Below are 13,393 nucleotides of genomic sequence, written 5' to 3'. Positions count from 1 at the left end.
TTAAACTCCATTTACACCGTTTCATGTATGGTTTGACTAAGATTATCTATTAGCAGATCATACATGGTGTCTATGGACTGCTCATTCCAATTATTACAGATAATATTTAACATTGACTTTTGTAATGCCTTTCCTATGATTTCATTTTTGGTATACATTAAAAGAACCAATAACTGATAAAAACCATTGTTCTTTAAATTGCGGAATACCTCTTTAAGTTCTTGGTCAATGAGCATATCTTCCTCTACAAAAGCTAACGTAATTTCAAACCATTCTTCCTGATTGTTTCCAATCCATTCCAATAATCTTTTTGTTTCTTCTCTCCTAAATTTTTCGTTAAGTTCCATTACCCATATTCTCCTTTTTAAAATATAGTTACGCATTGCGACTAATCAGTCCCAATTATATCATTGTAATTTGATACAATCAATTGTGTGACTGATTGGTCGCAAATTTCTTTGGAGGTGTTTTTATGCAATGGTTTTTACAAGATATTAGTATTGGAGAGAACTTGCGTAAACTTAGAGAAAAGTTCGGCTATTCTCAAGCACAACTGGTATCAAAACTACATCTAATTGGTAGCGATATGTCCCGCAGCACTTATTCTAAGATAGAAACAGGGGTGCGAAACATACGCATTAGCGATTTTATTGCTCTAAAAATCGTATATGATGTGGATTTTTCCGTTTTCTTTGAGGGGTTGTTACTTGATGAGCCTAACACTAAGTAATGTTTTATACTCTTTATAGGTCGTTAAATAATAGAAGTACCACCATAGCACAAAAATAATTCTGTCCTATGATGGTACTTTCTTTGTGAGAATTGAAAAAATTGTTTAAATAGATTTTAACCGTTCATTTACCGATTTCAGTTTTCCGACAAGCCAACTTGCAAGCAGGGGGATTCCATAAGGGCTAATCAGATAGGCAAGCACCATTGTTTTTATTCCGTCTTGTACCTCTCCTAAGAAAATCATAATACCAAGTGCCAGAACAAATAGGATCAATGCCAGGATAGAGAGCAGCATTGTTCCAAACAAACAGATAAACTCACAGATAAGTAAAAGAACCGTCAATATCAGGGTAACGGGAAATAATAATATTTTAAGCAGTATCCGCATCATGAAAGCCTCCTTTTCCGTTGAATGTTGTATAGGGAAAGAATATCAGAGTAAATGGAAATTGTCCATCATATAAATCTTAAATTGTAGAAAGCCTTGATAGTATTTCGTCTGCCGTATCCCAAAGTTTATCGTAGCTTTCCCGCAGTGCCTCCAAGTCCTCAATATAAATATTGCCTGTCTGATGAACACGCTTTGTAAGCTGATTTAAGCTATTACTGGTGCGGCGGAGTAGGGCAACAAGTTCCCGTATGTCAGATAAATCGAGGTAAATAACATAGCCATCTACTGCCATTTTGCGGAGATATGCCCCCAAATTCTTTGTGTTAAGTTGTTTCATTTTTTCCTCTATCAATTTTCGTTCCTGTTCTGATACCATGAAGTGCAACTGTGTACTTCTTGTTCGTTTTGCCATTATCGCACCTCCATATATTTATTTTGTTTTTCCTTGCCCTCTCTAATGGCTTGTGGGGACTGTTTCAGGTTATCCAGTACCGATGGTCGCCCACCTTTAGAAACACGCCTGTCAGCCTGTTTCTGCTGCTTAGAAACGCTCATATTCAACTCAGCATCAAGGACAGAAAGACGGGAAACCTTATCCTTTAATTCCTGTTCTTGCAGGAACGGTTTTCCGACCTCAGACTTTGCCGCCTCTCGCTGTTTATAGAGATTGTCAAGCTGATCCGCAACAGCTTTTAACCTGTCAGACATAGATGCAAGGGCATTGTCAATCCGAGTGAGATTTCCTCTTGAATCCATACCGAGTTTGGCTGTATGGCTCATTGCTCCCTTTAGAGTAAGCTGAAATTCATTATAAAAGCCATCATAGGACAGGTGTATGGTAAAACCCCGGTAGCTGCCTATTTCCATAGGGTCTTTTCCTTTCACTTCTTTACAAGCCTCTAGGAGAGCAGCCCCCGCATTGTCCCTATCTGTCAGGGTATCGCCTTTAATTATCATTGGCAAAAATGCACCCTCATCAGGCATATTCTTTTCAAGGGTCTTTAAGTCCTGTTCAAAACCTTTGATAAAGCCTTTGTTCTTCTCAATATTTTCTGGAAAATACGTTAAGAGGCTATCTTCCATGCGATACTGATTACTTTGGTGGCTTGCTTTTAACAATTTGAGCCTTGAAACTTCAATATCTAAATCCATCTTTTCCTTGATTTTTGGATTTCCGGCACACAGAGCCTTAATTTCTGCGTAGTTCAATGCCGCCTCGTCAACATCTTCGCAGGAACGCACAGGGCTTTTAGAAGTCATAATCTGTGAGATGAATTTCTGCTTATTTTCTATAGTCTGGTCGGGTAGGTCGGCGGCATTACTGCCGCTTTCCCCCCTAAGAACCGTGCATGAGAGTTTCCCCTCACACGGCTCAAGCTTCTATAAGCCCTCTTTCGAGAGCCAGCATTTCACACTTCTCCAAGGCATGGAGTTCTTGGTGGCATTCGGGGTGTACAAGGCTTTTTGTCATATTCTTTCCATTACCAACTTGGTGGATTCGGAAATCTGTTTCAAGCGTGATTTTATCGCCACAATGGCTGCAACAGCCCTGTTGGGCTTTGTACAGCCTGTTTATGATAGTTCTCCCCTTGATTTCGTTCCTCATCTGCTTGTCGGCTCTTTCTTCAAAATACAACTGCCAGTTTTCATCGAATGGATTTGCGTCCGCTTTAATCTTGGTAAATCTTCGGATATCCGTATCTGTTGCATAAATTAAGCGGATATAATAATCTTCTCCATTTTCCATTTTACCGTCCGTGGGAACACTAAAAGTCCATGTTCTGTTTCCGATTGTATGGAAATATTTCTTTGCTATCCATTTTCGACTTTTCTTGGGGTGCCGCCTTTTGCACCACTGCCACAGGCATTCCCAAATTTCATAATCAAGCTTTTCAAAGGCTTGTGCAGATACGTTATACTTCTGATAATTTACCCAACCCCGAATGATAGGATTGAGCGTTCTAATCAAGAAGTCTTGCTTTGCCGACTGGTTACTTTTAATGACATCCCTGATTTTGCTGACTATCGCTTCAAAGTTTTTCTTAGAAGGCTTCGTCAGGAGTTTGTTTCCATACATCCTCACATTACAGCCCAAGAAATCAAAACCATCATTTATATGGGTAATCAAAGTCTTTTCTTCTGACAGTTCCAATCCTCTTTCAGCGAGAAACTCTATGATAATTGGCTTTACACCGCTTTCAAGAATTTCTCTACTTTCTCCTGTCACGATAAAATCATCAGCGTAACGGACAAAGTTGACTTTGGGGAAAAATGCCTTCCCATTCACCGTCCGCTTATGGTATTTATCCTTGATTGCCTTTTCCAAGCCATCAAGTACCATATTGCTGATTGTCGGTGAAATCGGCGAACCCTGCGGACTTCCGAACCCTGTCGGAAATAGTTTCTTGGTTTCGATATATCCGCATTTGAGCCATTTTTGCAGTATCTCCTTGTCCATAGGAATGTGTTCCAGTATCCATTCGTGACTGATGTTGTCAAAGCAACCCTTAATATCTCCCTCAAGCACCCATTTTGGTGATTTACCTTTATTCAGACTGGTAAAGCACTGTTCAATCGCGTCCTGCGTACATCTTTTCGCTCGAAACCCATAAGAATTGGGGTCGGCAGTTGTTTCCGCAATCGGCTCTAATGCAAACTTGAATAATGTCTGCATAGCTCTATCCATCATGGTAGGAATGCTTAAAGGTCTTTTCTTGCCATTTTTCTTGGGAATATATACCCTTTTTAACGGCATAGGGTTGTAACCTCTGCGTTGTAACCTTTCTATTGCCTGATATCTGTCCTTTGGTGTTGTCCAGATTTCTCCGTCAACGCCTGCTGTTTTTTTGCCTTGATTTTCTGTGACTCTTTTTACCGCCAATGCCTTGGCATAAAAAGAGGTGGTGAGCAAGTGTTGCAGTGATTTCACTTTGTTTTTCTTGCCCTCCTGAAATGCTTTCACAATACGCATTTGCAGGTTTTTAACATAGCGGTCAGCTTTGTTCCAGTCAATTCTTTCCCATTGCCCTGCTATGTCAGAAGCAGCACACGTTTTCACGTCCATTTGCTTTCTCCTTTCAAAATTCTGTAAGTTATCTTGTGATTAGAAACCGAACGGAAGTCTGCCCACTTTCGTGTGGAGTGACATTAAAACTCCTATCCATTTCATTATAAAATGGCATTCGCTTTTTCCGTTTTCCTGTACCCACACTGTTATCGGCATTCCTTGCGGTCTGCTTTGCTAAAAGCAACAGTACGGGCTTACCATGTTCCACCTGATTAACAATGATAGTTTAGGTTCTACCTCTCCGCCGGCAGTCTTATGTCCGTGTAATCCCACTATGGAAAGGATTATCCGACTGCGTACCATTTTGGTTCAGGTCTATCAGCAACTTTGACCTGTTCGCCTTAACGACGTTTATCAGTAGTTCACTTTACGTTAACCATGCTATCAAGCCTGCTCCCTAACCGTATTGTGCTAACAGTTTCGGCTCTGCCTCACGGCTTCGCCTCTAAATAGGGCTACATTTTCATATCAGCTTACCACACCGCCGTTGCCAGCAATGCAGTTGATATTAGGCTCAACTTACGGAAAAGTTGGTCTGGTCATATTGCCAGACAGTTAAATCAGGCGACTTCATGTCGCACCCATAAGTAAGCATCAAAGGTTGCCTCTGTTACATAGCGGTAAATATCAACTTCTTCATTCAGATTTCCCTGTCGTTCGATTCTTCCGGATCGTTGTGTCAAATCCCCTGGTCGCCAAGGGCAGTCGAGGTCATGGAGAGCCACAAGTCGGTCTTGAATGTTCGTTCCTGCACCGCACTTAGCGGTACTGCCAATCAGCACCCGGACATCTCCGCTACGCACCTTTGCAAACAGTTCTTTTTTCTTAACTTCTGTATTTGCCTCATGGATAAAAGCTACCTCATGGGCGGGAACACCTCTCTTAATCAGTTTCTCCCGTATATCATCATAAACATTAAAGGGAGTGTCCGGGGTAACTACCTCGTCAGGTAAGCTATTCTCTAAAGCATGGAGTTCTACACCATTTATGGTCTGGTTTCCTGCCTTTGCTGCTTTCTGCTCCTGTGCCACAACCTTGCCTTTTGGCGTTGAAATATCACAGAATACAAGCTGTGTAAGCCGTTCTGTCGTGCCCTTATCCCAAATACGGTAAATATTATCTATGCAGGCATTGACCTTGCTGCTTTCGTCATCGGGAAGAAGTGGGTTAATGATACGTTGGTCAAGTCCTAACTTTCTGCCATCGGAAGTGATTTTCAGCATATTGTCAATAGATGGGTCAACCTTGTTTGCATGAACCTCAGCGGCTCTTTCTGATAAAGACTTTACCATTTCCTGCTGTACTTCCGTTGGCTTTACCGCAACTGTATGATAGTTGGTCTTAGGGGTAGGCAGATTTAACTGATCGGCGGTCTTAATATCCGCAACTTCTTTGAACATTGCCATAAGTTCAGGCAGATTGAAAAACTTTGAAAATCTTGTTCTTGCCCGATATCCTGTACCTTCAGGAGCCAGTTCAATGGCGGTTACGGTTTCCCCGAATGTACTTGCCCAGGAATCGAAGTGAACCAATCCGTTACGCTGTAAGGTGTTGTATTGCAAATAACGCATCATGGTATAAAGTTCGGTCATAGAGTTTGAAACAGGTGTACCAGTGGCAAATACAATGCCTTTGCCGCCAGTCAACTCGTCTAGGTAACGACATTTCATAAACATGTCACTGGACTTTTGGGCATCGGTGGTAGACAGTCCTGCCACATTCCTCATTTTTGTATATAGGAATAGATTCTTATAATTATGTGCCTCATCTACATAAAGCCTGTCAACGCCAAGCTGTTCAAATGTGACAACATCGTCTTTTCTTTGCTGTGACTGTAATTTTTCAAGCCTTTGCTCTAATCCCTTTTTTGTCCGTTCCAACTGCTTGACGGTAAATCTTTCGCCGCCACTTGCCTTTACTTCCTCAATTCCATCTAAAATTTCATAAATCTGCTCACGGAGCAGTCGTTCCTGGCGTTCAAAGGACATTGGAATACGTTCAAATTGAGAGTGACCGATGATAACCGCATCATAATCGCCTGTGGCTATTTTGGCACAGAACTTCTTTCGATTTTTTGTTTCAAAATCTTTCTTTGTGGCCACCAAGATATTGGCGGCAGGGTAAAGTCTTAAAAACTCACTCGCCCATTGTTCAGTAAGATGGTTTGGTACTGCAAATAGGGGCTTTTGGCAAAGTCCAAGCCGCTTACTTTCCATAGCGGCAGCTACCATTTCAAATGTTTTGCCCGCCCCTACCTCATGGGCAAGTAACGTATTATCTCCGTAAAGAATATGGGCAATGGCGTTGACCTGATGAGGGCGGAGCGATATTTCAGGATTCATGCCAACGAAATTGATATGCTGTCCGTCATACTCACGGGGGCGAATAGAATTAAACTTCTCATTATAAGTTTTTACTAAGGTCTGGCGTCTATCCGCATCTCTCCAAATCCAATCCCGAAATTCATCTTTAATCATTTGTTGCTTTTGCTGTGCCAAAGTAGTTGCGTCTTTATTCAGCACACGCCTTTCTTTACCGTCGGGATCTGTCACAGTGTCATAGATACGAATGTCACGAAGATTTAAGGTGTCCTCTAAAATGCGGTAGGCATTAGCACGCTCTGTACCATAAGTAACATAGGCTGCCACATTGTTATAGCCAATAGAATTTTTGTTTGTAATGTTCCATTCCGCAGTAAAGGGAGCGTATTTTACCTCGATTTCTCCCTGTTGCTTATAGGGAGTATCGAATAATTCGTACATAAATTCCTGAATGTACTCTTTGTCAATCCAAGTTGCTCCAAGGCGGACATCAATCTCAGAGGCATCAAGGTCTTTTGGCTGTGCCGCCTCTAAAGCCTCCACATTGGGAATGTATTTATCCGATGTTTGTGCCGCCAGTTTAGCGGTATGCAGTTTTTCCCTTACATTGCCAGAAAGGTATTCATCGGCAGTTACATAGAGTGTAGGACTACTGCTATCATAGGGCATTGGGATAGGGAATATAACGCCTTTTAAATCACTGGCAATCTGTTCTTCCGAAAGTCCTGTCAGCCTGTGCATATACTCCATATCAACCTTAGCCTTTTCAGCAATGGAGAGAGCCAATGCCTCACTTGCTGTATCCACCGAATTGACCGTCATACGCTTTTTGATTGTGCGTTTGGTAAACATATCGGCTTTGGCTTTTAAGTTTCCATTTTCGTCTATATCCTCAAGGGAGCAAAGAAGATAGTAGGAGTTATCATCACTAAAAGCAAGGCTGTTTCCACGGCTGTTAATCAGTCCATATTTTGCTGTAAAGCTGTCATAGAGGCGGTTTAGGGTTTCCTGCTCCTGCTTAATAGTTTCTTCGCTGTAATCCTCAAGCTGATAGCGGATAAGATTACTTACACACTCCCTAAGTTCTACCATTCCTGAAATGCGTTCTTTCGCAGTGTGGTTAATATCAGGTTTTACCATGCGTGAGTTTTCACGGTAATAAACCTCGCCGTCTATAAGGGTATAGGAAAAGTTCTTTACCGTAGGGTCAGCAGGAATGGAAGTGTCGGTACTGACTTCCATATCAGGTAATTCTGTTTCGGATATGCTGCCCTCAATATTTTGAACAGCGGCTTTTAGCTGTTCAGCAAGGTTGGCATCAGCAATAGGCTTACAAACGAGTTGCGGACCAAAGGGTCCCGATCTGATTTCCGGAGTGCCCAATACCATTTCAGGGTGTTCTTGAAAGTAACGGTTGACTGTTACAAAGTTACGGCGGGTTTCTCCATCATCACTGGTATGCTTTTGGTCTAACAGCATTTCAGTTTGTACCCAATCCGGTGGGTTGATACCAAGTTGTCGAGGGGTTTCAAGTTTTTGCAAAAATATGATGTCGGTGGTCATATCTGTGCCTGCATTGGCTAAAAATGCGTTGTTAGGTAAACGTATCGCACCAAGCAAATCACAACGTTGTGCAATATACTCCCTTGCACGTTGGTCTTTTTTATCCATTGTTCCACCACTGATACCATTGGAAGTGATGAAAGCAATCACACCACCAGAGCGTACTTTATCAATGGATTTTGCAATGAAATAATCATGGATAAAGAAATTTTGCTTATCATATCGGCTGTCTGATACTTTATAACCACCAAAAGGAACATTTCCGATAGCAATATCAAAAAAACTGTCAGGGAGTTCTGTTTTTTCAAAGCCCGATATAGAAATATTGGCATTGGGGTAAAGCTGTTTTGCAATCCTGCCTGTAATGCTGTCAAGTTCAATTCCATATAAGCGGGAATTTTTCATGTTGTCAGGGAGCATACCGAAAAAATGTCCAGTTCCGCAGGCAGGCTCTAAAATATTACCTGTGGCAAATCCCATGTTTTCTATTGCATCATAAATCGCCTTGATAACCACAGGACTTGTATAGTGAGCATTTAAGGTAGAGGCTCTTGCCATCGTATATTCATCTTCGGACAGCAGAGATTTTAACTGTGTGTATTCATTGCTGAACTTATCGTTGTCTTTATCAAAAGCCTCCGGCAGACCGCCCCAACCAACGTAACGGGAAAGAATTTCTTGTTCCTCTTTAGTAGCAGACCGATGTTCCTTTTCTATGGTCTGTAATGTGGTAATGGCAGTTATATTTCTGGCAAACTTTTCACGTTTGCTGCCCTCGCCCAAATATTCATTCGTAATACGGAAGTTTTCTGCCTTTGCCTGCGGCACTTCCGATTGAGGGTAACGCTCTAAAAGCCTTAAAAAACGCTCTTTGCTCTCTGCTCTAAGAACTGGATAGAAAATTGACGGATCAAGTAAGGTCACTTGGTAGTCCGTAATTTCCTCAATCAAAAAAGGCGTACCGTTTTCGAGATAGACGGTATCGCCCTTTTCAAATGGGATTGTTCGATTTCCTGCCTGTTCCTCTGGCTGATGAACCTTTTCATCTGCTGTTAAGAAGTTTCCCTTTACAGTAAGCTGACCGATACGCCTTTGCACCTTTGCCCAGGGCATTTCAAGGGATAAGCCATCTTTTTCAATGATAAAGCCGGGAAGATTATTGCCATATTCATTTTTTAACCACTCGGCAGTGGTACGCTCACGGGCATGGATTTCCATATAACTTGCGACACGGTATTTGCTGTCTGAATCTCCATTCCAGTGCTGTAGGGCAAAATCTATATCTTCCTGTGTAATTTCACTTGCTTGTGGTATGACTTCGATTTTCGATTCTACCTCTGTTTCATCTTCTGGCTCATGAATAGGAGTAGAAGTAGCAGACTCTGCTGTAAAAGGGGGAGCAGGCGGCATTTCCACAATTCCCGCTTTCTCCTGTTGCATTTGTATAAAGCGTTCTTTTTCCCCGGCAGTCAGATACCGGTCATTCTTAATCAGATAATCAATCCGTTTTGAAACTTTTGCCCAATTTAGTAGCAGCTTATCGTCACTATCTCTGCGGGTATATAAAATCCCTTTTGCATCGTGCCACTGGTGGCTGTTGTCTGCTCCTGATAGAGCATGGCTGCTCCCGCCAATTCCATACTCATTTTTAACAAATTTCTCTTTTTCCTTTGGACTGTGAAGTTGTGTGAAGTATTCATAAATACGATACTTTCCATGCTGAAAGCTACTTCCTCTTGCAAGTTCCTTATCCACTTCATCTTGTGTAATAAACATTTTATAATCGGACTGGTCTGAAATTGCAGAGGTAAACTCACGCTTTAATGATTTTAAGTCCATAAGGTCAGAAAGCAATTTTTGTGGTTTGTGGAAGTGAAACCGTAAAATGCCCCTGTCATTCTCATAGGCAGAAACAAACCTCTGTAATCCATCTATCAAAGCGTCTGCCTTTTGAGGGTCATTGAATTGCTCTGCAATATGCTCTGTGGAATCAGGAAAACCGCCTTTGAAAAGTTCTTCATCGAAAAATTCTCCTCTTGCTTTATCAGAAAAATCCTGATGCAGATACCAAAGGCTTTTTGCAAGTTCCAACTTTTGAAAGTGGTCTGCCGCATCTAAAGTTTCCCTCGGAACGAATTTTCCATCTATCAACAATTCTTCAATTCTTACTGCCACATCTACCCAACTGATTACCTGTTTGGAATGTGCGTAAAGGGCAGTATCTCCCTTTGCAAGATAAACCCCATCGGTATGAAACCATGCGGATACCTTTTCTTCATTCAGGTAAAGTCCTTTTCCACCTTGAAATTCCGTTTGTAAGAAATCTGCTTTTTCTTCCAGTGTCCTATCTTTTTGATAGAAATCAACAATCTGTAGTAAGCTGTTATTTTTATTACTTCCGGTTTTTAAAATCTCATCAATATCTTCTTGTGGAAAAGAAAAAGCAGAGATACGAAAAGGCTTATCAAGCCTGCCGTTCTCTGCAATTCTCTGTATCTGTTCCTGTTCAGAGGGGAACAGGGTTAGCTGTATATAAGTTCCGTCAGTATCATTTCCTCTGCCTGGGCTTTCAGATTGTTCATGTGTCCCACCCATGCCATCTGATTTTTCATCTTGTCTGGTGGGGTCTGTGTTTTCTGCAATTCTGCCATAATCAGCTCCATTCGCCTGTTGGCTGTCTGGTCGATCTCCAACAGGTGGGGAAACAGTTTCTCCGACAAGAGCATGGAGTGGAATAATGGTGTCCTGTGTTCCTGAAGATATTGTTTCCTCATTCTCCCGTATTTGCCCAAGGTCTGCTCCTTGCTGTCCGTTGGCTGTGTCAATGTGATGTCGGGTATCAGATAATCCCCGTTCCTGCTGTAAGTGATTTCGTTCATATTCTTTGCTCCTTTCACGCTCTGTTTTAGTAATGGCAAGAGAAATCTGCCTAAATACTTGTTCTGATTGTTCGCTGACTGCTGTTCCTAACAGGGCAACGGCATCGGCGGTATTAAAATCAAAGATATTTAAAAAATCCTCGTGTGAAAAATATTCTTCTATATCCAGTCCGCAGCGTTTCATTAACGTATATGCGGTACTGACAGTGGCAGCATCTTCAAATGCTACCCGGATATTGTCCTCATCGTAATCCTCTAAAAAACTGTTTTCTATGAGATAACTTATATCTGCTTTGTGATTATCATAATACTCTCTGGACAGATTTCTTGCAATTTTGTAAAAGGCATCGGAAAGAGAACTATCCTCTGTATCATATCTGTCCTTTAACATTTCCAAGATTGGCTCTTTGTGATATTCCTGCATTTCCCAAAGAAAAGGGCGGCGGGAATTTTCCCTGCCGCCTGTGTCAGAAACATCAAAAACATATTTCAACCTTATTGTATCGCCGCCGGGGTCGAGAAGTGCAATTCCCTTTGAGCCACGGCGGACATATCGGTTCATAGTATTATTCCATAGGTCATATTCCGCACAAGCCGTAGCATCAGGTCTTTGTGCGTGAATCATGAGTTGTTCATGATATGGGTACTTATACAGCCTTCCCACAGTGGTAAGAAAACCAGTCCAGTTCGCAAGACTGCTTGTAAGATGCTTTGCGGTTTCCTCTGCCAACTCTGCATAGGCTTGTGCTTTGATTGACATATTAGTCCTCCTGTTCCTCAAAATCAGCAATCAGTTCTCCCGTAATGCTGTCAAATTCATCATCACTCATGGTATTCAGCTTATCTACAACGGATTGGGTCAGTTCTAAAAGTTCTCTTTCGTCTGGCTCTAAATGGGTCTGCATTTGAGTAAGTTCAGAAAGCAAACCTGACCTTGAGCCAGTGTTATAGATACACATTAAATTCGTTTCTTCTACATTAAATTTGCTCATATTCATCGCTCCATTTCTGCACTCATGTAAGGTGCTGTTTTTTGTTTTTCTTTGTTTCCAGTCGATTGGTTTTTAAGCTGTTCCACCACGGAAATTCGCTTTTCCTTTTTATCCTCCTGCACGGCACGGGCGAGATCTAAAAGGGAAATCTGACCGCCTGCCTTTACGGTCTGTTCCAGTTCCCCCACGGTAGGCTGATTATTGATAATGCCATCTATCTGATTGTAATTTTGTTCAGTAGACTTTTCAGCGGTTTCCAGGTAGTTATTTTGAGGAAGAAAGTCAGGCTGTTCAGCGAATCCATAGCTGTCAACATAGTGAAAGAATACCTTACCATTTACCTTTAGTGCAACTATGTCACTGACCGATAAGGAATGCCCTCTAAAATCGGCAGGGTGGTCTATATTGAACTGCTCGTTGAGCCTGCTAAGAGTTTGGCTCTGGTTTCCGTTAAAGTCATTCAAAGGTGCAGTATATATCAACTCATAATTGCCATGCTCCACGGATAATCCTTTACTTTGCAGCCGTTCCAATCGTTCAAAACGATAATCTCTCAAATCCTCGCCATCTTTAAGCTGATAAATAGCAAAGGCATCGGCAGGACTTTCTAAAAGCCTTTGCTCCAATTCCGGTACAGAGAATTTTTCAGACATTTTCATTTTCTCAAAGTCATGAAAGGCAATCCAATCAGAACGTTCCATTCCAAAGATACCGCCATGACTGTCTATATCTTTCTGGTCAAATGCCATCGCCTCGGTATTATCCTCATAGAGCATATATACAGTTAAATCCTGTTCAAACAGTTCGGCTGCACGTTCTCTTGAAAGGGGCAGCATTTCATCGTCTAAATAGCCATAGGAATTGCGGTCTGAAATGCTTATGTCAGGGTCAGGCAGAGGGTAAGTATGCTCCTGCATGGGAGTGTCGGATAAAACCTCATGCTTTTTTGCTGTAACGTTTTCTTGCCAAGCTTTATCCGCTCTTTCCGTTAATCCTTCATAATCAATATCTATTGAAATAGAAAAATCCAATGCAGGCTCATCATCTAAGATATAATCCATTGCTCTGTAAATAGAAATATCAGGGTTATCGTAGACACCTCCATCAAGGAGATTGTAGTCCTTATCATAAATGGAGTAATCATAGCCATCTTCAACTGTTTGAATGGAAAAATAGAAGTCCCCCATTTGATAGGCTAAATACTCAGGGGAAAGTTCAAGGTTTAAATCTGTGATATGCTGTTCAACAATATCTCGTTCTATGTCAGCAGGAACATATCCTTTTGTATGGTCGCTTTGCCACATAATCAACTCATTATTAATACGGTTGGCGAGCATACCTATCCTTTCCATCAATAATTCCTGTTCTTGTGATAACAGTTTGCCATCTATTCCATAACCAGTTAGTATGCTTTTAACTTTATCTGCTGTCAGATAGTAAGTAGGCGG

The 13,393-nt window shown here is 41.6% G+C and carries 8 protein-coding genes and 1 pseudogene; 1 reads left to right on the top strand and 8 read right to left on the bottom strand.

What is annotated here, in order from left to right:
• Nucleotides 1-11: 11 nt before the first annotated feature.
• Entirely contained in the window at nucleotides 12-347 is a 336-nt protein-coding gene (locus tag INP51_RS11165) for a hypothetical protein (RefSeq protein WP_193734926.1), read from the bottom strand.
• Between the two features lie 125 nt (nucleotides 348-472).
• On the opposite strand from INP51_RS11165, the gene INP51_RS11160 reads away from it, so the two are divergent.
• Complete coding sequence (locus INP51_RS11160; protein WP_193734925.1) at nucleotides 473-730, top strand: helix-turn-helix domain-containing protein; 258 nt, start codon at nucleotides 473-475, stop codon at nucleotides 728-730.
• Between the two features lie 105 nt (nucleotides 731-835).
• Here INP51_RS11160 and INP51_RS11155 read toward each other — a convergent pair whose 3' ends face one another.
• The 7 genes and pseudogenes from INP51_RS11155 to INP51_RS16525 form a co-directional block, all read right to left on the bottom strand.
• Entirely contained in the window at nucleotides 836-1,123 is a 288-nt protein-coding gene (locus tag INP51_RS11155; protein ID WP_193734924.1) for a CD1845 family protein, read from the bottom strand.
• Nucleotides 1,124-1,199: 76 nt separating this feature from the next.
• Nucleotides 1,200-1,535 carry a plasmid mobilization protein gene (locus INP51_RS11150; protein WP_193734923.1) on the bottom strand — a complete coding sequence of 112 codons (336 nt, stop codon included), beginning with the start codon at nucleotides 1,533-1,535 and terminating at the stop codon, nucleotides 1,200-1,202.
• Nucleotides 1,535-2,422: pseudogene (locus INP51_RS11145) on the bottom strand (SNF2-related protein); the annotation flags it as partial. The gene INP51_RS11150 and the pseudogene INP51_RS11145, both read right to left, overlap by 1 nt.
• 73 nt (nucleotides 2,423-2,495) lie before the next feature.
• A complete protein-coding gene (ltrA, locus tag INP51_RS11140; protein ID WP_193734921.1) occupies nucleotides 2,496-4,187 on the bottom strand; it encodes a group II intron reverse transcriptase/maturase in 1,692 nt (563 codons plus the stop codon).
• Between the two features lie 563 nt (nucleotides 4,188-4,750).
• Nucleotides 4,751-11,713, bottom strand: coding sequence for an SNF2-related protein (locus INP51_RS16605; protein WP_193734920.1), 6,963 nt, complete (start codon nucleotides 11,711-11,713; stop codon nucleotides 4,751-4,753).
• A 1-nt stretch (nucleotide 11,714) separates the two neighbouring features.
• The gene (locus tag INP51_RS11130; RefSeq protein WP_193734919.1) at nucleotides 11,715-11,945 is read right to left on the bottom strand and encodes a transposon-transfer assisting family protein; all 231 of its coding nucleotides are present in this window, start codon (nucleotides 11,943-11,945) and stop codon (nucleotides 11,715-11,717) included.
• A gap of 2 nt (nucleotides 11,946-11,947) precedes the next feature.
• Nucleotides 11,948-13,249 carry a YodL domain-containing protein gene (locus INP51_RS16525; protein ID WP_408610549.1) on the bottom strand — a complete coding sequence of 434 codons (1,302 nt, stop codon included), beginning with the start codon at nucleotides 13,247-13,249 and terminating at the stop codon, nucleotides 11,948-11,950.
• Nucleotides 13,250-13,393: the final 144 nt, after the last annotated feature.

This window comes from Blautia liquoris, assembly GCF_015159595.1.
Taxonomy (GTDB): domain Bacteria; phylum Bacillota; class Clostridia; order Lachnospirales; family Lachnospiraceae; genus Novisyntrophococcus; species Novisyntrophococcus liquoris.
Note: the sequence above shows the minus strand (reverse complement) of the source record. Positions and strands in the feature narration are given on the sequence as shown.